Raw genomic sequence first — 22,905 nt, forward strand, 5'->3', positions numbered from 1 at the left:
CATGGGCACCCCGGCCAGCACAGCTTTTGGAGGGCTGCGTCTGACGTCCTGCACAATCCTCACTTCTTGGCCGGTTCAGCAGCCGGCGTAGCGGCAGGAGCAACCGGCTTGGCGGCTTTCTTGGCCTTCTTGGCCTTGGCGACGGGCTTGGCAGCAGCCTTCGCTTCGTCCTTCTTCACCTCCGGGGCGGCAACGGCCGGCTTGGCTTCAGCTGCCTTGACGGCTTCAGCCACTTTCGGGGCTTCGGCTTTGGCCGCAGCAACCGGTGCTTTCACGGCTTCGCCAGCCTTCGGCGCTTCGGCCTTGACGGTGGCGGCGACCGGAGCAGTTGCCGCTTTCACATCAGCAGCAGCGGGCTTGACGTCAGCAGCGTGGGCAACACCAAAGGCGGTGGCAAGGATGATGGCGATGAGTTGTTTGGTCATTTTGATTCTCCAGGTTTATTAATTCGGTTTTTTGATCCGGCTTTGCGAAATTGCGCTGCCTTGTAGCGAATAACGCGGCCGATCACCGCCCGGATGTCATCAGAAAAGTAACCCGCTGTAACGCGGCGTAACGCGGCTGTTAGCCTTTGTTGCGGGCCAGCATCGCCTTCATCGCGTCAAGCCGGGCACTACCGGTCGCCTTGTCCGGCTCCGCCGCTTGCTTGCCGCCGGAGAAGCGGATGTCTTCCTTGCCCATTTCGTCGATGAAACGCGACGGTTCGGCCGGCATGAACTCGCGCGCCTGCTTGCGCCGCTCGCAGTAGGAGAGGTGGAGCGAATGCTGGGCACGCGTGATGCCGACATACATCAGGCGGCGCTCCTCTTGCAGCTTGACCGGATCGAGCGACTCGCGGTGAGGCAGGATGCCTTCCTCGACACCAACCAGGAAAACGTGCCGATACTCCAGGCCCTTCGCTGCATGGAGGGTCGACAGCTGCACGGCGTCATAGTCCTCGTCATTCTGCTTGTCGAGCATGTTGATCAGGGCGATGCTCTGGGTCAGGTCGATCAGTGTCTTACCGTCTTCCTCACCCCGCTTTTTCAGCCATTCTGAAAATTCGCAGACATTGCCCCAGCGCGTCTGGGCAGTGCGCTCTTCCTCATGGTCGTAAAGGTAGGTTTCGTAGTCGATGGCCTTGAGCAGGTCGGGAATCACCTGTTGTGCAGGCTCGTTGGCTGCCCGGTGCTGCAGGCGATTGATGAACTGGCAGAACTCGAGCAGCGGCTCGAGCTGGCGCGGCTGTACGCGGTGCGCAAAGCCCTCCTCGAAAGCAGCATGGAAGAGCGAGATATGGCGTTCACCGGCATAGGTACCGAGTACCTGTAGCGTCGCCGCCCCGATCCCGCGCTTGGGGGTGGTAGCGGCTCGAATGAAGGCCGGATCGTCGTCCTCGTTGGTAAGCAAACGCAGGTAGGAAATGATGTCCTTGATTTCTGCCTTATCGAAAAAGGACTGGCCGCCCGACAGCAGGTAGGGAATCTTGTGGTTGCGCAGTTGCGTTTCGAGCAGGCGGGCCAGATGGTTCGAGCGATAGAGAATGGCGTAGTCCTTGAACTTGCCGCGCCGCTCGAAGCGGTGCGCCTGCAGTTTCATGACCACGCCTTCGGCCTCGGCTTCGTTGTCGCGGCAGGCAGAGACAGAAATCTGCTCGCCCTCGCCGAGATCGGACCACAGTTTCTTGTCGAACAGCTTTTCGTTGTGCGAGATGACGTTGTTGGCGGCCTTGAGGATGCGTACCGTCGACCGGTAGTTCTGTTCGAGCTTGATGACCTTGAGCGACGGAAATTCGGCCGGCAGCTTTTTCAGATTGTCGATATCGGCACCGCGCCAGCCATAGATCGCCTGATCGTCGTCGCCCACTGCCGTGAATTGGGCACGGACACCGGTCAACAGCTTTAGCAGCTGGTACTGGCAGGCGTTGGTATCCTGATATTCGTCGACCAGCAGGTAGCGCAGGCGGTTCTGCCACTTCTCGCGGATCTCGGGATGCTGCTGGAAGAGGACGACCGGAAGGCCGATCAGGTCGTCGAAATCCATCGCCTGATACGCTTTCAGCGTCGCTTCGTAGGACAGGTAAGCCTGGGCCGCCAGCGCCTCATGCTCGTTGGTGGTCAGCTGGCGCGCCGCCTCGGGCGTGACCAGGGCATTCTTCCAGTTCGAGATAATCGATTGCAGGCGGCGTAGCGTCCCCTTGTCCACCGTCTTGGCGATGTCGCCGATGATACCGGCGCAATCGGCCGAATCGAAAATCGAAAATCGCGGCTTGTAACCAAGGGCCCTGGCCTCCTCGCGCAGGATGCGCACACCGAGGGAGTGGAAGGTGGAAATCTGCAACTCTTCTGCCTGCTGCTTGGACAGCAGCTTGCCGATGCGCTCCTGCATTTCCTTTGCCGCCTTGTTGGTAAAGGTAATAGCGGCGATATTTCGCGGCTGGAAGCCGCAATCCTGGACCAGATAGGCGATTTTCTGGGTGATCACCCGCGTCTTGCCCGAGCCGGCACCGGCCAGCACGAGGAGGGGGCCGTCGAGGTAGTGGATCGCTTCGCGCTGGGGTTGATTAAGGCCGGACATGTACTCTGGAAAAAGCAGCGCCCCGGCAAAGCGGGGCGCATTGGTTTGGTGGGTCGATTTTAACCCAGCCCTTCGGTGGTGGAAATCAGCCTTTTAGCAACCGGATTCAAATCCCATTTCAGGCACTGTCGTCGATACCCCGGTGGCCCATTTTGAGGCCGGCTGGCTTGATCAGACCATCGACCGCCGAACCCATGGCAACCAGTTGAGACGCGACATCGCGCGCCCCCTGCATGACCTGTTCAGCCCCATGAAAATCGCCGATGGCACCTGGATCGATTTCGGCCAGTTCCTGCTGCAGGCTGCGCCCACGGTCACTTTCGACACCATCGAGCGCCACGACCGGGTTGATCCGTTCGCTGGCGACAGCCGCCTTACGCTCGGTCGATTCCGAGGGCTGGCGCGGGGTCGTGCTGGCGAGGCGGTCAACTTTCATGCGAGGGCTCCTTGCCCTCTACTACGACATGGCAAGTGCCCGACTTTAGGTCAGAGGGCCCCGAAGACGTTCTTGAGCAACTCGCTGCCCGCCCCGAGGGGGTTGGCCCGCAGTTTCTTTTCTTCTTCGGCAATCATCAGGAACAGCCCGTCCATCGCCTTCTGCGTGACATAGCTATCGACATCAGCATTCTTCTGATCAACCAGACCGGCGCTGGCGGCCTTGCCGGCAAACTTGTTGTACTGATCAGCCAGTTGCAGCTTGCCGGTTTCCTTCTTGACGATGGGCATGAATTTGGCGGTCAGCTGCTCGGTCGAGCTCCGCTTGAAATACTGAGTGACGCTGTCCTCTCCGCCGGTCAGAATATCCTTGGCATCCTTGACGCTCATCTTTTTGATCGACTCGGTGAGGATAGGCTTGGCTTGGGCCACGGCGTTTTCGGCGGCATGGTTCATGGTTTCAACCAATTGGTCAGCCTGCTTGCCCATGCCGAACATACGCAGGGCCGACTCGGCCTTATCCAGATATCCGGGCAGCTTGATCTTTACCTTGTCGTTGCCGAGAAAACCGCCGCTCTTGCCGAGCGAGGACACGGCGTAATCGGCCCCCTTGGCCAGCGCCTCCTTGACCCCGGCACTGGCATCACCACTGGAGATGGCGTCGAGCCCACCCGCCTGGGCCATTCCGGCAGTCAGGGCAAAAAACAGGGCAAAAGCTGGCTTGAGCAGTCGGCGCATGGGTTTCTCCGGGTAATCAGACGATATCGAGGTGACCGATGCCGGTCGACAGATCCCGGTCCTTCGATTCCTTGCCATAGAGCTTGATCTGCAGGCGCAGGTCATTCAGCGAGTCGGCATTGCGCAAGGCATCTTCGTAGGTGATCTTGCCTGCCTCGTAGAGGTCGAAGAGCGCCTGGTCGAAGGTCTGCATACCGAGTTCGCGCGATTTCTTCATGATCTCCTTGATCTCGTGCACCTCGCCCTTGAAGATGAGGTCCGAAATCAGCGGCGAATTGAGCAGCACTTCGATGGCGGCCATGCGGCCCTTGCCATCCTTCTTCGGAATCAGGCGCTGCGACACCATGGCACGCAGATTGAGGGAGAGGTCCATGAGCAATTGCTGGCGACGCTCTTCCGGGAAGAAGTTGACGATCCGGTCAATGGCCTGGTTGGCACTGTTGGCATGCAACGTCGCCAGACAGAGATGGCCGGTTTCGGCAAAGGCGATGGCGTAATCCATGGTGTTGCGGTCGCGGATTTCGCCCATCAGGATGACATCCGGTGCCTGACGCAGGGTGTTCTTGAGGGCCGGGCCCCAGTCATCGGTATCAACGCCGACTTCGCGCTGCGTGACGATACAGTTCTTGTGCTCGTGCACGTATTCGATCGGGTCTTCGATGGTGATGATGTGCCCGTAGGAATTTTCGTTGCGGTAATCGACCAGGGCAGCCAGCGAGGTCGTCTTGCCAGTACCGGTGCCACCGACGAAGATGATCAGGCCACGCTTGGTCATCGCCAGATCCTTGAGCACCGGAGGCAGTAGCAGTTCATCGAGGGTCGGGATGGTCATGTTGATGGTGCGGCAGACAACCCCGACGCGCCCCTGCTGGACCAGCGTATTGACGCGGAAACGGCCAATACCGGCCGGCGAAATGGCGAAGTTGCATTCCTTGGTCGCCTCGAACTCGGCGGCCTGCCGGTCGTTCATCAGCGCCCGCGCCAATTCGGCAGTGTGTTGCGGCGTCAGCACCTGATTGGAAACCGGTGTCACCTTGCCATCGATTTTGATGGCCGGGGGAAATCCGGCGGTGATAAAGAGGTCCGAGCCTTTCTTCTGCGACATCAGGCGCAGAAGATCGTGCATGAATTTCATTGCCTGATCGCGTTCCATAATTTCTCTCTGTCCTGTCTATCCCCGATCAAGCCGGGAAGGCGTCCTTGTTGGCTGCCTTGAATTTCGCTTCGGCACTCGACACCACATTGCGTCGCACCAGATCGATGAGGTTCTGGTCCAGCGTCTGCATGCCGAAGTTCTGACCGGTCTGGATTGCCGAATACATCTGGGCCACCTTGTTCTCGCGAATGAGGTTGCGGATGGCCGGGGTGCCGATCATGATTTCGTGCGCGGCGACGCGGCCGCTGCCGTCCTTGGTCTTGAGCAGCGTCTGCGAGATAACGGCGCGCAGCGACTCAGAGAGCATCGAACGAACCATCTCCTTTTCCGCCGCCGGGAAAACGTCAACGATACGGTCCACCGTCTTGGCGGCTGAAGAGGTGTGCAGCGTGCCGAACACGAGGTGGCCGGTTTCGGCTGCGGTCAGTGCCAGACGGATGGTTTCCAGGTCACGCATTTCACCGACCAGGATGACGTCCGGATCCTCACGCAGGGCCGAACGCAGAGCGTTCGAGAAGGACAGGGTATGCGGCCCGACTTCGCGCTGGTTGATCAGGCACTTTTTCGATTCATGGACGAATTCGATCGGGTCTTCGACGGTCAGGATATGGCCGTAATCGTTTTCGTTTACGTGATTGACCATGCCGGCCAGCGTCGTCGACTTGCCCGAACCGGTCGGCCCGGTGACCAGCACGATGCCGCGCGGATACTCGGAAATTTCCTGGAAAATCTTCGGCGCGTTCAATTCCTCGAGCGTCAGCACTTTGGACGGAATGGTCCGGAACACGGCGCCAGCACCACGGTGCTGATTGAAGGCATTAACCCGGAAACGGGCCAGGTTGGGGATTTCAAACGAGAAGTCGCATTCCAGCGTCTCTTCATAAATCTTGCGCTGGCCATCGTTCATGATGTCATAGACCATGCCATGAACATCCTTGTGTTCCATGGCCGGCAGGTTGATGCGCCGGACGTCGCCATGCACACGGATCATCGGCGGCAGGCCGGATGACAGGTGGAGATCGGAGGCCTTGTTCTTGACGCTGAAAGCCAGCAGTTCGGTGATGTCCATTCGGATCGTCCTCGGAGCGCGTGTATACTTGGTTTGTTGTAAATTCCCAATGGATTATGAGCGCAATCGCCGACAACCTGCAAGCTGTCCAGGCCCGTATTCGCGACGCTGCGGTTCTCGCCGGTCGTTCGCCGGAAAGTATCCGCCTGTTGGCCGTCAGCAAAACCTGGCCGCTACCCAGTGTCATTGACGCGGCCGATGCCGGCCAGTCCGCCTTTGGCGAAAACTACGTGCAGGAAGGCGTCGACAAGCAAACAGCATTGGCCGGTCGCCATCTGGACTGGCATTTCATCGGCCCGCTGCAAAGCAACAAGTCGCGCCTCGTCGCCGAACACTTCGACTGGGTCCATTCCATTGACCGCCTGAAAATTGCCGAACGCTTGTCGGCGCAACGTCCCACCCATCTGCCGCCGATGCAGGTGTGCGTTCAGGTCAATGTCTCCGGCGAGGCCAGCAAGAGCGGTTGTGCTCCGGCCGATGCCCGGGCCCTGTGCCAGGCCGTCGCCGCTCTGCCCGGCCTCCAGCTACGCGGACTGATGGCCATCCCCGAACCAACCGATGACCCGGCTGCCCAGCGCGCCCCGTTTCGTCAGGTGCGTGAACTATTTGAAAACATCAGGGCGGCAGGTTTGCCGCTCGATACCTTGTCCATGGGCATGTCCCACGATCTTGAAGCCGCCATCGCCGAAGGCGCGACTATCGTCCGCATCGGTACGGCCATTTTTGGTGAAAGAAATTACTCATGAAAATCGTTTTCCTCGGCGGCGGCAACATGGCCAACGCCCTGATCGGCGGCATGCTCAAGCAAGGATTCGCCGCCAGCGACATTGAAGTCATCGAGCCTTACGCCGACGCCCGCGCCAAGCTGGTGGCTTCATATGCGGTGGTTTGCCACGAAAACGCCACCAGCGCGCCGTCCTCGCCGGACATCCTGGTCCTCGCCGTCAAGCCGCAGCAAATGAAGGAAGCTGTCGCGCCGCTCGTTGGCAAGCTGGGCTCGGCGGTTGTCATCAGCATCGCCGCCGGGCTCGACATGGCCGCGCTGTCGCGCTGGCTGGGCGGCCATCGCCAGATTGTCCGGTGCATGCCCAACACGCCCGCGCTGATTGGCGCCGGCATCACCGGGCTCTGCGCCCTGCCAGAAGTAAGCGCTGACCAACGCGCCGCCGCCGACCGTGTTCTGCGTGCCGTCGGCACCACGGTATGGATCGAAGACGAAGCCAGAATCGATGGCGTTACTGCCATTTCAGGCAGCGGCCCGGCCTACGTCTTCCTCTTTATCGAAGCGCTGCAACAAGCCGCGGCCGAACTCGGTTTCACACCGGAGCATGGTCGCCAGCTGGCCATCGAAACGGTTCAGGGTGCCGCCGGTCTGGCTGCCCAGTCGACGGAACCTGCCGCCATCCTCCGCGAACGGGTCACTTCCAAAGGCGGCACCACCGAAGCCGCCCTGCGCATCATGGCCGAACGCGGTGTCAAGGACGGCATTGTCGCCGGTTGCCACGCCGCCGCCGCCCGCGGCAAGGAACTTGGCAAGATCCTCGGAGCCGACTGATGCAAGCCATCGTCTTCCTGCTCGACGCCGTCGCCAGCTTCTTCGCCACGCTTTTCCTGCTGCGTTTCATGATGCAGGCGACGCGCGTTTCGTTTGCCGGGCAGATCGGTGATTTCGTCGTCAAACTGACCAACTGGGCCGTCAAGCCGCTACGCCGCGTCATCCCCGGCCTTGGCGGCTACGACTGGGCCAGCCTGATCGCCGCACTCGCCGTAGAACTCCTCTTCGCCGGCATCATCATCGGCGCAGCGACGCGCTTCGGTGAGATTGATCTGGGCGGTGCCGCGCCGATGGTTCTGCTCATGGCCGGCCGCGCCCTGTTGCGCCTTGCCGTCTACATCCTGATCGGCGCACTGATCCTGCAGGCCGTGCTGTCCTGGGTCAATCCCTACTCGCCGCTGTCGGCCCCCGCCTACCAGTTGACTCGCCCGATGCTCGATCCCATTCGCCGCATCATTCCGACCATTTCCGGCATCGACCTGTCCCCTCTGGTCGCCATCCTGCTCCTGCAAACGGCGCTCATGTTCCTGTGAGCGAATGGTTCCGGCAGGCCGCTGATGGCCGCATCACGCTGACCCTGCACATCCAGCCCGGTGCCAAAAAGACCGAATTTGCCGGGCTGCACGGCGACGCACTGAAAATCCGCCTTGCCGCGCCGCCGGTCGATGGCAAAGCCAACGAGGCACTGATCAGATTCGTTGCCGATACGCTGAAACTTGCCAAATCAGCGGTCAGCCTGAAGAGCGGCCAGACCTCGCGGCGCAAGGTACTGGAGATACAGGGAGCGCCCCTGTCGGCGATTCAAGCATTTGGCACTACGAATTAATTCCCGGCACATCGTTCCGGCTTGGGCTTGTGGCAGGTTCGCGCCCAATTCAGACTTTTTTTCAATTCAGGCTCCCATGGACTGCTAGCTGAGCAGAGCAGACGGACAAGCCAATTTCTGTTCGACAAGCCCTGGGCCAATCCCCGCTTTGAGCAGTTGGCCCGAGCCCGGCAGCTGAACATCGATTACCTGCCGATCAACCTGACGATTCCTTAAGCGGCAATTTACCCGGTCAACAAGAAAGTCCACCAGCGCGATTTTTGGAAATTCACGGGGCGCGTTAATTAGCGAGTTACCCAGCCTCCGCAAACAGGGAACACTTGGCCGACAAAACAATCGGCAGCGGGACTGCACAGATAGGCAGCAAATGCACTGTCCTCATCGGCACTAACGAGACGTCCTAAGGGGACCTGATATTTTATGCGCTCCTTAAAGGCAGGCTGGGCCTGTACCTCGGGAGGAAAGTAGGTAGAGTTTTCAACAAAATTCTGAGCGATCGCGTTGACCTGAATCTTGTGGGCGGCCACCTCCACACCCACCGCTTGAATGTAGGCGAGTTGTGCGCCACGCGCCGCAGCATAGCTGGAGCGATTTGACATTCCCCGCAATGCGGCAGCGCTACCCATCAACAAAATCTTTCCAGAATTTCGTTCAATCATTTGGGGCAGTACCGCCTTGATCATCGCTTGCATGGGGTGCACCAGCGCAGCAAAAACAGCCGCCCATTCATCCGATTCAACCTGATGTGCCAACGTGTTGGGGGCGGGAATGGCAAGATTGAGGACCATTGCATCAATATGTCCGTTATCGGCCACGACACGGGAGGGATTCCCGGGGAAAATTAATGGCGTTCGGTCCGCCAACACCTCTGCACCAAAAGCCTTGAAGGTTTTACACAAGGCCGGCCCCATGAAATCGTCTGCTTGTGTAATGAGAACCCGTTTGCCGCTGAGTGAAATATCTTTCATGCTAATCTCCGAATGTAATTGATTTTATGGTCTAAATTTGAATTGGATCTTGAGCGTTCAGTCGTTGGCTGGATACTGATCAATACTACAAGACATCTCCAACAATGCATCTGCAACATACCGTCATCAATCTGTCAGCGAACGCCCTTGGGGTACTACCGGTCCCACAATCGATAAGCAAGATCCCGTCGGTCCAAACTGCACAGGTCAGTACGATATTGCCACCCTCTCGACCCCACTGAATAGAGACAGAATGTTTACCTGCCACCTGCGATACATCATCGACCCGTTCAAGCTCAAAGAATTTGAGCATTACGGCAGGCTCTGGATTCCCCTCGTCGAAAAATTTGGCGGCAAACATCACGGGTACTTTTTGCCATCCGAGGGCGCAAATAATGTCGCGCTGGCAATGTTTACGTTTCCCAGCATGGCGCTCTATGAGGAGTACCGTACCAAGTCACTCCAAGACCCAGAGTGTCAAGCTGCCTTCAAGTATGCGGAGGACACTCGCTGCATCATCAGCTATGAACGCAGCTTCTTCCGCCCAATATTCGAGCGCTAACGACTCATTCAAGCCATGACGGCTTCGCGGCGCGCGCGGAGTAGCCAAAATTCGGCAAGGACGAATTGCGACTCCTGCCCGTCAGTGATGATTCGCCGCCGTAATCCCCAAAAGAAAGCGGTGGGATAACCCACCGCTTTTAGTAGAAACCTGCGACCAGGAAAAAGGGCTTAAGCCTGATAGACGACCCGTCCACCGACCAGCGTGGTCTTCACCTGGCCAGTCAGCAGGTAGCCAAGCCACGGCGAATTCTTGCCACGGCTTTTCAAGGCTTCCGGTGTCAATTGCCAGATGGCTGCCGGATCGAAGATGCAAAGGTCAGCGACGGCACCGATTGCCAACTGGCCACTGGGCAGACCAAGCACTTCGGCCGGTGCCGAGGTGATGCGGGCCAGGGCGTCGGGCAGGCTGACGCCGGCGGCCTCGGCCCATTTCAGGGTGAGCGGCAGGAGGACTTCAAGGCCGGTTGATCCCGGCTTGGCTTCGCCGAAAGGCAAGAGCTTGTCGTCGGCACCGACCGGGGTGTGGTCAGAGCAAATGGCGGCGAGCCCCGCTGCGGCGGCGTTGGAGAGCGCCTGACGGTCACTTTGGGCGCGGAGCGGTGGGCTGAAACGGGCATGTGGATTGAAGTAGCCGATGTCGTTTTCGGTCAGCAGCAGGTGATGAACGCCGATGTCGAAAGTGACCGGCAGGCCTTCCGCCTGCGCCCGCTGGACGAGCGCCACGCCGGCCGCCGAGGAGAGTCGGGTGAGATGGACGCGACAGCCGGTATCGCGCACCAGTTGAACGACAGTGCCGATGGCGATGGTTTCGGCGGCGACCGGGATGCCGGCGAGGCCGAGGCGGCTGGAGACTTCACCTTCATGCGCGATGCCATTGCGCGACAGCCAGTAATCCTGCGGCTGCAGCCAGATGGCGAAGCCGAAGGTAGTGGCGTACTCCATGGCGCGGAGCAGGGCTTCAGTATCGACAACGGTCCGGTTGGCCTGCGAGAAAGCCACGCAGCCGGCTTTCTTCAAGCCAGCCAGTTCAGCCAGTCGTTCGCCCTGCAAACCAAGGGTCAACGCACCGAGTGGCAGAACACGGGCCTTGCCGATTTCAGCGCCGCGATGGACCAAACGGTCGGCCAGTTCCGGCTCGTCGAGCGGAGGATCGGCGTCGGGCGGAACGACCACCGAGGTGACCCCGCCAGCAACGGCGGCAGCGAGTTCGGCCTCGATGGAGTTGAGACGGGCACCGAGGTCAATCAGGCCGGGACAGACGACACAGTCAGTGGCGTCTATCGTCTGTTCGGCGACGAAGCCGGCCGGCGCTTCGCCCAAACCGGCTACCTTGCCATGGGCGATGTAGAGCGAGGCGTTACGGTCTACGCCATTTTTCGGGTCAATCAGGCGGCCGTTCTTGATTTCAATGTTCATTTCAATTCCCCGCAACAATGCTCATGACGGCCATGCGCACCGCGATGCCGAAGGTAACCTGGGGCAGGATCACGGCCTGTGGTCCGTCGGCGACGGCCGAATGGATTTCAACGCCGCGATTCATCGGCCCCGGATGCATCACGATGGCGTCCGGCTTGGCCAGCGCCAGTTTTTGCGGCGTCAGGCCGTAATGGCGAAAGTACTCGCCGGCCGAAGGCAGCAGCGCCCCGGTCATGCGCTCGTTCTGAAGGCGCAGCATGATGACCACATCGACATCCTTGAGGCCTTCGTTCATGTCGTGGAAGACATGCACACCGAGCTTGTCGAGATGCTTGGGCAACAGGGTTTCCGGCCCAATGGCGCGGACTTCCGGGACACCCAGCGTGGTCAGGGCATGGATATCGGAACGGGCAACGCGCGAATGCAGGATGTCGCCGACGATGGCGACGCGCAGCTGCGTGAAGTCCTTCTTGTAGTGCCGGATGGTGTACATATCGAGCAGGCCCTGGGTCGGGTGGGCGTGCCGTCCGTCGCCGGCATTGACGACATGGACATCGTCGCGGCCGATGCGCTGGAGGTGCTCGGCGATCAGGTAGGGGGCACCGCTTGAGGCGTGGCGCACGACAAAGAGGTTGGCGTGCATGGCGACCAGGTTGTCGATGGTGTCGAGCAGGGTTTCACCCTTGGCCGTCGATGACTTGTTGATGTCGAGGTTGATGACGTCGGCGCTCAAACGCTTGGCGGCGATTTCAAAGGTGGTGCGGGTACGCGTCGAGTTCTCGAAAAACAGGTTGAAGACGCTCTTGCCACGCAGCAGGGGCACTTTCTTCACATCGCGGGCCGAGACCTCCATGAAGGACGCGGCGGTATCGAGTATCTGCGTCAGGATGCGCTGCGGCAGGCCTTCAATCGACAGCAGGTGGGTCAGTTCGCCGTCCTTGTTCAACTGCGGGTTATGCATGTTCAAGTCTCCAGGCGAGTTGGCCATTGTCCTGTTTGCCGAGCACAAGGTTCTGACCATCGCTCAGTTCAACATCCCACACACCATAGGTTGCCGCCACCGGCAGCTCGCGGCCACCCCGGTCGGCCAGCACGGCCAGCTCGACGGAGGCCGGACGACCATAGTCGAACAGTTCGTTGATTGCCGCCCGCGTCGTCCGCCCGGTGTAGAGGACATCATCGACCAGAATCAGGTGACGACCTTCGACGTCGAAGGGGATCACGGTCGGCTTGCACTGTGGGTGCAGGCCTTTTTCGGCGAAGTCGTCGCGATAGAAGGAAACGTCGATCAGGCCGATCTCTTCCGGCAGATTGAGCAGTTCGCGCAAGCGCTCGGCGATCCATGCGCCACCGCTGTAGATGCCGACCAGAGCGGGCTGGTTGGCAAGTTGCGGGCGAATCAGGTCGGCCAGCTGGCGACATTGCGCCTCGGCATCGGGCAGGGAATCAGGCAGGGGTGACATGGTGCGGGCTTTCGAACCAGGTTTGAAGGATGAGTTGGGCCGCGACCGCATCGAGCAGCGGCTTGGCAGTTTTACTGTTACGCCCGGTTTCGCGCAGGCGTGCTTCGGCATCAACCGAGGTCAGGCGCTCGTCGGCAAAGCCGACTGGCAGGTTATAACGACGCTTGAGTCGTTCGGCGAACTTGGTCGCCAGCCGGGTCATTTCGTGTGGGGTCCCATCAACGTGGGTGGGCAGTCCAACGACCAGCTGCACCGGCTGCCATTCGGCGACCAGCTTGCCGATAGCGGCAAAGCGGTCGTCATTTGACTCGGCGTGAATGGTGGTCAATGGATGTGCGGTACCGAGCATCGTCTCGCCGGTGGCGACACCAATGCGCTTTTCGCCGAAGTCAAACGCGAGGACCGTGCCCATTAGCAAGCCGATTCGTTCATGCGTGACCGGCCACATCCGAGAGTTGCGTAAAGCTGATACCGAGCTTCTGCATGGCGGCCGGCAGGCGCTCTTCAGGTGGCAGATCGAAGAGGATGTCAGCCTTGGCCGGGACCGTCAGCCAGGAGTTCTGGGCCAGTTCATCTTCAAGCTGCCCGGCGTCCCAGCCGGCATAACCAAGGGTAACGATGATCTCTCCCGGCAACCCGCCGCTGGCCACCGAGTTGAGTACATCGCGGGAACTGGTCAGGCCGACCTCGCCATTGACGGCCAGGGTTGATTGCCACTTGCCGACCGGACGGTGCAGGACAAAGCCCCGATCCAGCTGGACCGGGCCACCGAAATAAACCGGCAGGTCAGCCAGATTTTCAGCTGTCAGCTTGATGTCGATCTTGTCGAACAGGCCAGCCAGATTCATGTCAATCGGCCGATTGACGATAATGCCTAGCGCCCCGTTCTCATTGTGCTCGCAAATGTAGATCAGGGAATTGGCGAAATACGGGTCTTCCAGCGCCGGCATGGCGATCAGGAAGTTGTCGGTCAGGTTGACGTTGTCCATAGCTGGAATTTTAATCGCCGGGGAGGTACAAACCAACCATGAAAAAAGAAAAAGCCCTCGTCTGGTTTCGCCGTGACCTGCGCGACCATGACCATGCCGCCCTGAGTGCTGCACTGGCCGGCGCAGAGGCGGTCTATTGCGCGTTCGTTTTCGATTGGGAAATTCTTGACGCTTTGCCCGACCGCCATGACCGCCGTGTTCATTTCATCCGCGAATCGCTGGTTGAACTTGATGCTGCCCTGCGCGCCAGGGGCGGCGGGCTGATCGTCCGGCATGGCCGGGCGACCGAGGAGATTCCTTCCCTGGCACGGCAGCTGGGTGTATCGGCCGTCTATGCCAACCGCGATTATGAGCCTTCGGCCAAACAACGCGATGCGGCGGTTGGCCAAGCCTTGCTCACCGATAGCATCGATTTCCACACCTTCAAGGATCAGGCGTTTTTTGCGGGCGATGAAGTACGGACTCAGGCCGGCCATCCATTCTCGGTCTTTACCCCGTACAAGAATGCCTGGTTGAAGCGCCTGACCGCCGCCGATTGTGCCGAATGGCCTTGTCGCGGAGAATTCACCGGGGCAGACTTGGCCGGTGTCCCGACTCTGTCCGAGATCGGCTTCGCAGCCACTGACCTGATGCAACTGGGCATCCGTCCCGGCATGAGCGGGGCCCGTGCCCTGTGGGATGACTTCCGCCAGGAACGCCTCGAGCACTACGGTGAACGACGCGATTTTCCTGCCGTAAAGGGTGTCTCCTACCTGTCGGTGCATCTACGCTTCGGGACCATCAGCATTCGTGAACTGGTGCGCGCTGCGCTGCAGGCAAAAGACCCCACGTGGCTGAGCGAACTGATCTGGCGAGACTTCTATTTCATGATCCTTGACCACTCCCCGCAGGTTGTCGGCAGCGCTTTCAAGCCGGCCTACGACGCCATTGCATGGGACAACTGGCCGACCGGGCTTGCCGCCTGGCAGGCCGGGCGGACCGGCTACCCGCTGGTCGATGCGGCGATGCGCCAGCTAAACCATAGCGGCTGGATGCACAATCGCCTGCGCATGCTTGTGGCGTCATTCCTGAGCAAGGATCTCGGTATCGACTGGCGTCTGGGCGAGCAATATTTCGCCGCAAAGCTCAACGATTTCGACCTTTCGGCCAACAACGGCGGCTGGCAATGGGCTGCCTCAACCGGCTGCGATGCACAGCCCTATTTCCGGATATTCAACCCGGTCACTCAGTCGGAACGCTTTGATCCTGCGGGAAAATTCATCCGCCGCTATGTGCCGGAACTGGCCAAGGTTCCTGACAAGTACATCCACGCCCCGTGGCTGATGGGACGTGTCGAGCAGGAAGCCATCGGCATCATCATCGGGCGGGACTACCCGGCACCGATTGTGGACCACGCAGCGGCCAGGAAAAAAACCCTGGACCGCTACGCCGTCGTCAAGCCAACGGCTTAATTGGCAGCCTTGCCCTTCATGTAGCCAGCAATGATGTTGAGCAGCTCAACCTCGTCGTAGGGCTTGCCGAGATAGTGGTTGGCCCCGATTTCCAGCGCGTAGTTGCGATGCTTGTCCGCTGTCCGCGAGGTAATCATGATCACCGGCAGCGAACGCAGGCGGCTATCAGCACGGATGTTGCGGACCAGGTCGAAGCCGTCCATGCGTGGCATTTCGATGTCGGAAAGGATGACATCGGGTGCTGCATCGACCAGTTGCTCGAGCGCATCGACGCCATCCTTGGCGAGAATGACCTGATAGCCTTCGCGCATCAGCAGACGACTGGTAATCTTGCGCACGGTCAGTGAGTCGTCGACCACCATGACCGTCGGCAGACTGGCAACTTCGGTCAGCAAGGGCTGCATCATCGACGGCACGGCGGCATGCGCATGCGAACCCGTCACCCGGCTGGCCAGGGCCACCGGATTGAGAATCAGCACGACCTTGCCGTCACCGAGCACGGTGGCGCCGGCAATGCCGACGACGCGGGCGAGCTGGGCGCCGATGTTTTTGACGACGACTTCCTGGTTGCCCTTGAGTTCATCGACGAGCACGGCCACCCGTTGCGTACCCGAGCGCAGCAGCAATATCCAGTACTGGCGGTGGGCTTCCGGCACGGCATCCATGTCGCCCAGCAGATGCGGCAGGAAATGGAAGGGGTAGTGGTTCCCCTGCCATTCAACCTCGCCACGCTCACGTACAGCGGCGAGTCCTTTTTCCTTCATTTCCTTGACCTGCTCGATCATCGTCGACGGAACCGCGTAGAGATGATGGCCGACCCGGATGAGCAGCGTCTGGGTAACCGCCAGGGTCAGCGGCAGGTAGAGACGGAAAGTGGTGCCCTGCCCAGGCTGCGAGAGGATTTCGATACGGCCGCCGATGTCGCCGACTTCCGACTTGACGACGTCCATGCCGACGCCGCGGCCGGACAACTGGGTCACTTCGGTTGCTGTCGAGAAGCCGGGCATGAAGATGAATTCGAACAGCGTCGTTTCATCGGCTACCTGCCCCGGCTGGAGCAGGCCCATCGTCTCGGCACGGGCGCGGATACGCTCGAGATCGAGGCCTTTGCCGTCATCGCTCATCGAGAGAATGATTTCATTCCCTTCCTGGGCCAGCTTGACAACGATTTCACCCGCCTCGGACTTGCCGGCAGCAAGACGCTCATCGCGGCTTTCGATACCGTGGGTGACGGCATTACGCAGCATGTGCTCAATCGGCGCCAGCATCTTGTCGAGCACCGAGCGGTCAATATCAACCTGCCCCCCGACGATGTCGAGGCTGGCCCGCTTGCCGACTTCCTTGGCACTCTGCCGGACGATCCGGTAGAGACGCTCGGTCTGGCTGGCGAACGGCACCATGCGCACACCCATCAGCTCCTGTTGCAAGCTGCGGTTGAGGCGTGACTGGGCGAGAATCGCCGCGTTGGCGTCGTCGAGGTTCTTGAGCAAGCTCTGCTGAACGGTCGCCACGTCATTCACCGACTCGGCCATGAAGCGGGTCAGTTCCTGGAAGCGGGTGAAGCGATCGAGTTCGAGCGGATCGAAATCGACTTCGTTTTCGGGTGTGTGGGCGACCCGTGCCTGAATCTGCGTTTCGGCCTGGATTTCGATTTCGCGCAGCTGGCGACGCAGACGAATGACGTTTTCCGTCAATTCGAGCATCGACCCCTTCAGGCTGCGCATTTCGCCTTCAATCCGGGCGCGGGCAATCGACAGCTCACCCGCCTCGCCGACCAGACGATCAATCAGATCGGCACGGACGCGCAGCGTGGCACGCTGGCCACTTGCCTCACCCTCGCTATCGGCTTCAACTGCCGGCGTCAGGCGGACAACCGGAGCCTGCGTTGCTGTTTCCGCCGTAGCCTCGGGCATTTCCGGAGCAGCCGGCTCTTGCGGCCCGGCGCGTAGACGCTCGACCGCCTGATCAAGTGCGTCGCACCCGGCTTCGATTTCATCGACAAAGGCCGGCGTTGCACGCCCCTGATGCAGGGCTTCTTCAACGCGTGTTTCCAAGTGGTGGGTCGCCTCACCAAGATTCATCGCCCCGGCCATCCGGGCGCTTCCCTTGAAGGTGTGCAACAGGCGGGCAATCGCCCGGGGGGCAGTGTCACCTGCCAGATCGTCACGCCAGGCACGAACCTGGGCGGTCAGATCGCGGGTCAGATCGACCGCTTCCTCAAGGAAGATCGGCAGCAGTTGTTCGTCAAGTTCGTCGTTGAGCTGCGGAAGGACGGGAGCCGGCGCAATCTGGATCGATTCGACAACCGGTTCGGGTACTTCAGCATCCGTATCAAGCGACGCGATGGCTTCGGAGTCTGCCACTGGGGCAGCTTCGACCACCGCTGCAACCGGATGGAAAATATCTTCGAGGGCGGCGATCAGTTGTACCTGATCCGCCGGCAATTGCTGCGCAGCCAGCCCGGCAAACATATCTTGAAGCGTAATGATGGCCTGGCGGACCGTTTCCAGCCCTTCGATACTTTCGCCCTGACCCGAACTGTCACGTCGCAACAAGGCATGCTCGAGGGCGATGGCCAGCCGGTGCAGGGGCATCAGACCAACCGTGCCGGCAATGCCGCCCAGGGTATGCGCCGCACGCGTCATGTCGAAGGTGGTCGGGGCCGACGGCATGGCATCAATAATCGCGTAGCTGTCAACGAGCGTCTGGAGGTGGCCGCGCGCTTCTTCACGGAAGATGTCGTAAAGCGTCGGCGGCTCGCTGACCGGCAAGGACTGCTCCAGAGGCGCCTCAATTTCCTGCGGCGCTTCCGCTTGGACCTCTGGCTCTGGCTCTGGCTCTGGCTCTGGCTCGGCTTGCTCGGCTTGCTCAACCTGCTCAACCTGCTCAACCTGCTCAACCTGCTCAACCGAATCAACCTGCTCAACCGAATCAACCGGCATCGCCATCACTTCGATTTCTTCGGCAATCTCGCCCGGTAGCGCCACAGCGTCGAAAGCGATCTCGACTACCGGCGGCTGGGCTTCCAGTTCGGGTATTGCCTCAGACAAGGACTGTACTTCGAATGCCTCGCCAAAATCGGGAACAGGTTGTTCTGCTTCAGGCAGGGACGCTTCAACTGCCGCCGGGGCTTCGACCACAGTCGGAACGGCAGGCGCTTCGACGCCACGCAGGCGGCAGGCCAGCGCGACCAGAGCGCTGGCATCGGGAGCCCGGCCTTGCGCGGATTCGAGATGGACAACCCAGTCGGCAAAGAGGGCATGGCCGTCCTCGATCATTGACTGCAGTTCGGGCGTTACCGCCGTATCCTGGCGCAACCACAAATTGAGTGTCTGCTCGAGTTCCCAGGCCACTTCGCCGAGGTCGGTGAGACCAACCATCCGGCCGCTGCCCTTGAGGGTATGCATGGAACGGCGGACCGTGGTCAACGCCTCAACATTATCGGGGGCGGCGACCAGCACCGCCTTCTGCTCGCCGATGGTGGCGAGGACTTCGTTGGCTTCCTCAAGGAAGATCGACAGCAGTTCGGCGTCAATCGCCTCATGCGTCGACTCGGCCAGTTGCAGTGTTTCGGCCGACGGAGCCGCCGGGGCCTCGTGGCCGAGGGGCTTGAGTCCGGACAGGGCGGCATCGAGTTCGGTGCCGGACTGCAGGGCATCGAGGACAGCCTTGGCCGACTCGCCCAACTCGCGGTTGGCGACCAGGTCGGCATCCTTCTGGATATCCTGCAGGTTCTGCTTCAGTTCGTCCTGCAGACGCTCGTCTTCGGGCGCTTCCTTGAGTGCCTCGAAAAGCACATGGGTGTCCCGGGCCTGCTGCGCGAGGAGCACTTCAACCGTCGGGGCGGCGGGCGCCTCCGGCTCCGGCTCATGCTCGTCGGACGTTTCGCCGTTCATGCGCTTGACGAAGGCGTCGAAATCCGTCTCTCCGTTTTGCAGGGAGTCGACAAAGAAACCCAGCATCGACAGATGGTCTGCTACCGCTTCGAATTCGCCGCTGGCTGGCTGATAGTCCGGCTGGGCGAATTGCTCGATAGTGACCGCGCATTCCTTGAGGCTGTTAACCGCGGGGAAATGACCAAGCATGGCCAGCGCACCGCTGATCTGCTTAATCGGATTTTCCAGCTGCAGCAAGTCATGGGCTTTGGCCGGATCACGGAAGAACCCGTCGAGCGCCTGCTCGACCTGCGCCAGATTGTTCTGGATTTCCCGCGCGACCTGACCGATCAGCAGCTTCTCCTGCGCCCGCCGGGTCATTTCGTCGAGCAAGGGTATACCGGCATCGTCAGGGGCCGGGCGACCGGCGATGCAGCCATAAAGACGGGCCACCATAAGATCGACCTGCTGCGCGAAGTCAGTGCCCAGTCGCTGGAAATTATCCAGGGCATTCTCCAGGAGCAGAACCGTGGTGGCGACTTCCATGGCCACCGCATCATTGAACCGCGACGGTTCCTCAGACAGCCAGTTGGCGATTGCGCCAAGACCCTGGCCAAGGCGCTTGAGGTCGGTCTGGCCAACCTCGCCGGTCAGCTGCGCACAAACCCGGGCATTGTCCGAAAAGCCACTCAGACTGCCGCTATTACCGGTACAGAAACGGTTCCAGAAATCCTCGGCCAGCGCCAGCGCCTCGCGCAGCTTGCGCAACTCGGCCTGATGCGGCAGCGGGGCCACCGAAGCGGCAACATTCGGCAGCAATTCAGCCAGGCCGAAGGTCGATTGCACGGCCGCGATTTCGGGGTTCAGCCCGGCCGGGGCCTGGGCAATGAAATACAGCGCTTCGCGCAGGATACGCTCGGCGACATTGTTCGATCCGCCAACCAGACGCCGGATCTGGGCATCGATGCGGGAGCAAAGCTGGCGCGACGAGGGGTCGGCACCGCAGGCCTGATCGGCCAGCGCCTCGAGCACAGCCAGGGAAATCCACCAGAAGGAACGCGCCGCAGGTGTCGGCTGAACCGCTTCAATCTCGGCAATGGCCTCGCGCATCATGCGTCGGCCGGCCTCTGCCTTGGCCGGGTCTTTCAGCCAGAGGAGCAGGCCTTTCTGGAATTGCATGCGCTTGACGCGGAGGTTGCGCAGCAAAGCGTCGGCATCAAGCACCGGAACTTCAGCCGACCGTTTTGGCGGTCGACGTGATAGATCGGGGAAGAACAGATCGCAGGGATGCCCACCGGACAGGCCACGCGCCTGCTCCAGCGCCTGATAGACGGGGAGCAACACGAGCGGACGGTTGGGCTCGCCGGCCATCAGGTCGTCAAGATACTGGTGCAGGGCACTCATCGTCTGACGCAGAACGGCAACCGCCGCATCGCCGGACGGCAGGCGCTCTTCTTCCATGCCGGCGAGCAGCGCCTCGGTTGCCTCAGTGAGCAGCGAGACGCCATCCAGACCGACCATGGCCAGTGCACCATGCACCTGGTGGACATGGGTGCGACAGAATTTGAGCTGCGTGCGGTCAGCACTCGCCACATACTCGTCGAGTGCCTGCTCGGCGCGCTGCAAGGCCAGGTCAATTTCGCCCTTGACCCAGGTCAGTGGGCCCAAATCAAATTCCGTTGCCGCGTTCATGTTCTCTCGCGATGTTCGTCAGTCAACCTTGAAGCCGGCGACCGAACCCTTCAGTTCGGAAGCCAGTGCGGTCAGTTCGTCAACCGCCTGCGCCGTGCGTTGCGTACCGGCTGTCGTCTGTTCCGTGACGTGCAGGATGTCCTGCATCAGGCGCGCCACCTGGGTCGCCGAATCGGCCTGGTTCTGGGTCGAGGTGGAAATGCTCTGAATAAGGTCAGCCAGATTGCGCGACACGTCGCCAATCTCGGACAGGGCCTGACCGGCGGCGTCGGAGAGCTTGGCTCCCTCAACCACCCCACGGGTTGATTGTTCCATGGCGGACACGGCATCCTGCGTATCCGTCTGAATGGTTTTCACAATCGCCGCAATCTGCTTGGTGGCCTCACCGGAACGTTCAGCGAGTCGCTGCACTTCTTCCGCAACCACGGTAAAGCCGCGGCCTGCGTCACCGGCCGAAGCGGCCTGAATGGCAGCGTTCAGAGCCAGCACGTTGGTCTGTTCGGTAATGTCGGAAATCAGTTCCACGATTTCACCGATCTCCTGCGAGCTTTCGCCAAGGCGCTTGATTCGCTTCGAGGTTTCCTGGATCTGGTTACGAATTTCGTTCATACCCTTGATCGAATCCTGTACGGCCAGCGTACCCTTTTCAGCGGCCTGCAGCGATTGCCGGGCAACCTGTGCCGACTGCGTCGCGTTGCCGGATACCTCGGACATCGAACGGGCCATTTCGCGGGCCGACTGACCGGCTTCCTGAATTTCGGAAGATTGCCGCTCGGCAGCATCCAGCAGTTCGGCTGAAGTCTGGCGGGCGATTTCGGTCGCTGCCGTCACCCGGTTTGCCGCGTCGTTGATACGACCGACCAGCACGCGGAGTTCTTCAATGGTGTAGTTGATCGAGTCGGCGATGGCCCCCGTGATGTTTTCGCTCACGGTTGCGGTAACCGTCAGGTCACCGTCGGCGAGGTCGCCCAGTTCGTTCATCAGACGCAGAATGGCGTCCTGGTTTTCGCGGTTGGTCTGTTCAGATGCCTGCCGTTGGGTTTCCGCTTCTTCGGCGCGGCTGCCCGTATCAGCCAGGTAAATCTTGGCCAGCAGGGTCAAGGCGGCCAAGGCAACCAGGCTCAGCGAAAGCAGCAGAATGATATAAACACCGCGCTCGCTCAAGCCCTGCTGATAACCGTTGGCCAGATCGTCGGTGGCTTTCAGCAGGTCCTCACTCTCGCGGAAAATTCGCGAACCAGCCTGCTTGGAAAGAACCAGGGGCTGCATGTTGCCGAGAATGCTGGCAATCGCGCTCTGGTACTCCTTGAACGCCACATCGAGGCTTTCCAGACGGCCACGGCTGTCGGCATCGTTACTGCTCTTGCCGAGGGCGCTCAGGATGTCGCGGAAGGCGTTGGTGTCCTTGCCGAGCAGGAAGGCAACTTCAGGATTGATTTCGTCACCGACCAGCAGCGCCGATGCATTCTTGGCAATCCGCTGGGTCAGCATGACCAGCTGGCTGGACGACGCGATATCGCGCGAACCGGCGCCACCTTGCAGCTTGAGGGCAGCCAGTTGCTCGGTCAACTCAAGCATGGTCGAGTTCTTGTTGTCGATGGTCGCCACGTTCTTGCCCAGCGCCACCAGATTGGCTTCCTGGGCAATCACCGTTTCAGCGTCTTTGTCGGTCGTTGCCCAACGCTGGGCGAGCGCCTCGAGCTGCGGACGAACATCGGAGGAGGAGGCCGGCACATTGACGTTTCCGATTTCGCCACCATTGACCAGACGGTCAAACAGCTTGCCGAAGGTTTCACGCGACTCTTTCAACTGGGCAAAGGCGACGACGTTACCCTGCAGGGCAAGCGACGACGCTTTGGCCAGACGCTGCGAGAGCATGCGCATTTCACCCGAGGCGGCAATGTATGCCGTGTTATGCGTCGACTCACGATTGTCGTGATAAACCAGACCGGCAATCAGCAACAGCACGGCGACAAAAATGCCGCCCAGGGTCTTCATTTGCTGTTCGACAGGCTGCTCGGCAAGGAAAGCCGGCAAGGGCATCTTGGCGGCTGGCATCGCGGACGAAACGGTCATCTGGTCAGATGACCCACCGATGCCCAAACCAGAAATCTTCGGAAGCTTGAAGCTGAAAGCCATGGAAATCCTCCAC

General features: G+C 60.5%; 20 protein-coding genes. 6 read left to right on the plus strand and 14 right to left on the minus strand.

The window, feature by feature from the left end:
• Nucleotides 1-59: 59 nt before the first annotated feature.
• The 6 genes from HYN24_RS14470 to HYN24_RS14495 form a co-directional block, all read right to left on the minus strand.
• The gene (locus tag HYN24_RS14470) at nt 60-425 is read right to left on the minus strand and encodes a hypothetical protein (protein ID WP_117609914.1); all 366 of its coding nucleotides are present in this window, start codon (nt 423-425) and stop codon (nt 60-62) included.
• Nucleotides 426-564: 139 nt separating this feature from the next.
• A complete protein-coding gene (locus HYN24_RS14475; protein WP_117609915.1) occupies nt 565-2,556 on the minus strand; it encodes a UvrD-helicase domain-containing protein in 1,992 nt (663 codons plus the stop codon).
• Between the two features lie 118 nt (nt 2,557-2,674).
• Complete coding sequence (locus HYN24_RS14480; protein WP_117609916.1) at nt 2,675-2,992, minus strand: hypothetical protein; 318 nt, start codon at nt 2,990-2,992, stop codon at nt 2,675-2,677.
• 50 nt (nt 2,993-3,042) lie between these two features.
• Nucleotides 3,043-3,729, minus strand: coding sequence for a DUF4197 domain-containing protein (locus HYN24_RS14485; protein ID WP_205421400.1), 687 nt, complete (start codon nt 3,727-3,729; stop codon nt 3,043-3,045).
• Nucleotides 3,730-3,745: 16 nt separating this feature from the next.
• A complete protein-coding gene (locus HYN24_RS14490) occupies nt 3,746-4,882 on the minus strand; it encodes a PilT/PilU family type 4a pilus ATPase (RefSeq protein WP_117609917.1) in 1,137 nt (378 codons plus the stop codon).
• Between the two features lie 28 nt (nt 4,883-4,910).
• Nucleotides 4,911-5,954 carry a type IV pilus twitching motility protein PilT gene (locus HYN24_RS14495; protein ID WP_117609918.1) on the minus strand — a complete coding sequence of 348 codons (1,044 nt, stop codon included), beginning with the start codon at nt 5,952-5,954 and terminating at the stop codon, nt 4,911-4,913.
• Nucleotides 5,955-6,010: 56 nt separating this feature from the next.
• Here HYN24_RS14495 and HYN24_RS14500 point away from each other — a divergent pair, with 56 nt between their 5' ends.
• From HYN24_RS14500 to HYN24_RS14515, 4 genes are read left to right on the plus strand one after another with little or no spacing between them, the layout of a single operon-like run.
• A complete protein-coding gene (locus HYN24_RS14500; protein ID WP_117609919.1) occupies nt 6,011-6,700 on the plus strand; it encodes a YggS family pyridoxal phosphate-dependent enzyme in 690 nt (229 codons plus the stop codon).
• Nucleotides 6,697-7,509, plus strand: coding sequence for a pyrroline-5-carboxylate reductase (proC, locus tag HYN24_RS14505; protein WP_117609920.1), 813 nt, complete (start codon nt 6,697-6,699; stop codon nt 7,507-7,509). Before HYN24_RS14500 ends, proC begins: the two co-directional genes overlap by 4 nt.
• Nucleotides 7,509-8,042, plus strand: a complete 534-nt coding sequence (locus HYN24_RS14510; RefSeq protein WP_117609921.1) for a YggT family protein — start codon at nt 7,509-7,511, stop codon at nt 8,040-8,042. Before proC ends, HYN24_RS14510 begins: the two co-directional genes overlap by 1 nt.
• Nucleotides 8,039-8,335: a DUF167 domain-containing protein gene (locus tag HYN24_RS14515; RefSeq protein ID WP_117609922.1), complete on the plus strand. Its 297-nt coding sequence runs from the start codon at nt 8,039-8,041 to the stop codon at nt 8,333-8,335. Before HYN24_RS14510 ends, HYN24_RS14515 begins: the two co-directional genes overlap by 4 nt.
• 284 nt (nt 8,336-8,619) lie before the next feature.
• On the opposite strand, the gene HYN24_RS14525 is transcribed toward HYN24_RS14515, so the two are convergent.
• Complete coding sequence (locus HYN24_RS14525) at nt 8,620-9,303, minus strand: SDR family NAD(P)-dependent oxidoreductase (protein WP_117609924.1); 684 nt, start codon at nt 9,301-9,303, stop codon at nt 8,620-8,622.
• Between the two features lie 253 nt (nt 9,304-9,556).
• Between HYN24_RS14525 and HYN24_RS14530 the strand changes: the two genes are divergently transcribed.
• Nucleotides 9,557-9,865, plus strand: a complete 309-nt coding sequence (locus tag HYN24_RS14530) for an NIPSNAP family protein (protein ID WP_117609925.1) — start codon at nt 9,557-9,559, stop codon at nt 9,863-9,865.
• Between the two features lie 170 nt (nt 9,866-10,035).
• Here HYN24_RS14530 and HYN24_RS14535 read toward each other — a convergent pair whose 3' ends face one another.
• Genes HYN24_RS14535 through HYN24_RS14555 form a run of 5 tightly spaced genes read right to left on the minus strand, consistent with a single transcriptional unit; the run spans nt 10,036 to nt 13,735 of the window.
• Nucleotides 10,036-11,283, minus strand: a complete 1,248-nt coding sequence (locus HYN24_RS14535; RefSeq protein WP_117609926.1) for a dihydroorotase — start codon at nt 11,281-11,283, stop codon at nt 10,036-10,038.
• Between the two features lies 1 nt (nt 11,284).
• Complete coding sequence (locus HYN24_RS14540) at nt 11,285-12,244, minus strand: aspartate carbamoyltransferase catalytic subunit (RefSeq protein WP_117609927.1); 960 nt, start codon at nt 12,242-12,244, stop codon at nt 11,285-11,287.
• Nucleotides 12,237-12,746, minus strand: coding sequence for a bifunctional pyr operon transcriptional regulator/uracil phosphoribosyltransferase PyrR (pyrR, locus tag HYN24_RS14545; protein WP_117609928.1), 510 nt, complete (start codon nt 12,744-12,746; stop codon nt 12,237-12,239). The genes HYN24_RS14540 and pyrR overlap by 8 nt, the downstream gene beginning before the upstream one ends.
• A complete protein-coding gene (gene ruvX, locus HYN24_RS14550; protein WP_117610404.1) occupies nt 12,730-13,158 on the minus strand; it encodes a Holliday junction resolvase RuvX in 429 nt (142 codons plus the stop codon). Before ruvX ends, pyrR begins: the two co-directional genes overlap by 17 nt.
• Nucleotides 13,159-13,174: 16 nt before the next feature.
• On the minus strand, nt 13,175-13,735 hold the full coding sequence (locus tag HYN24_RS14555) for a YqgE/AlgH family protein (RefSeq protein ID WP_117609929.1): 561 nt from the start codon (nt 13,733-13,735) through the stop codon (nt 13,175-13,177).
• Nucleotides 13,736-13,773: 38 nt separating this feature from the next.
• Here HYN24_RS14555 and HYN24_RS14560 point away from each other — a divergent pair, with 38 nt between their 5' ends.
• Entirely contained in the window at nt 13,774-15,186 is a 1,413-nt protein-coding gene (locus HYN24_RS14560) for a deoxyribodipyrimidine photo-lyase (protein ID WP_117609930.1), read from the plus strand.
• Here HYN24_RS14560 and HYN24_RS14565 read toward each other — a convergent pair.
• Complete coding sequence (locus HYN24_RS14565; protein ID WP_240327683.1) at nt 15,183-20,729, minus strand: Hpt domain-containing protein; 5,547 nt, start codon at nt 20,727-20,729, stop codon at nt 15,183-15,185. The genes HYN24_RS14560 and HYN24_RS14565 overlap by 4 nt on opposite strands.
• 42 nt (nt 20,730-20,771) lie before the next feature.
• The gene (locus tag HYN24_RS14570) at nt 20,772-22,892 is read right to left on the minus strand and encodes a methyl-accepting chemotaxis protein (protein ID WP_117609932.1); all 2,121 of its coding nucleotides are present in this window, start codon (nt 22,890-22,892) and stop codon (nt 20,772-20,774) included.
• Between the last annotated feature and the right edge of the window lie 13 nt (nt 22,893-22,905).

Origin of the sequence: Dechloromonas sp. HYN0024, assembly GCF_003441615.1 — a bacterium.
GTDB lineage: Bacteria > Pseudomonadota > Gammaproteobacteria > Burkholderiales > Rhodocyclaceae > Azonexus.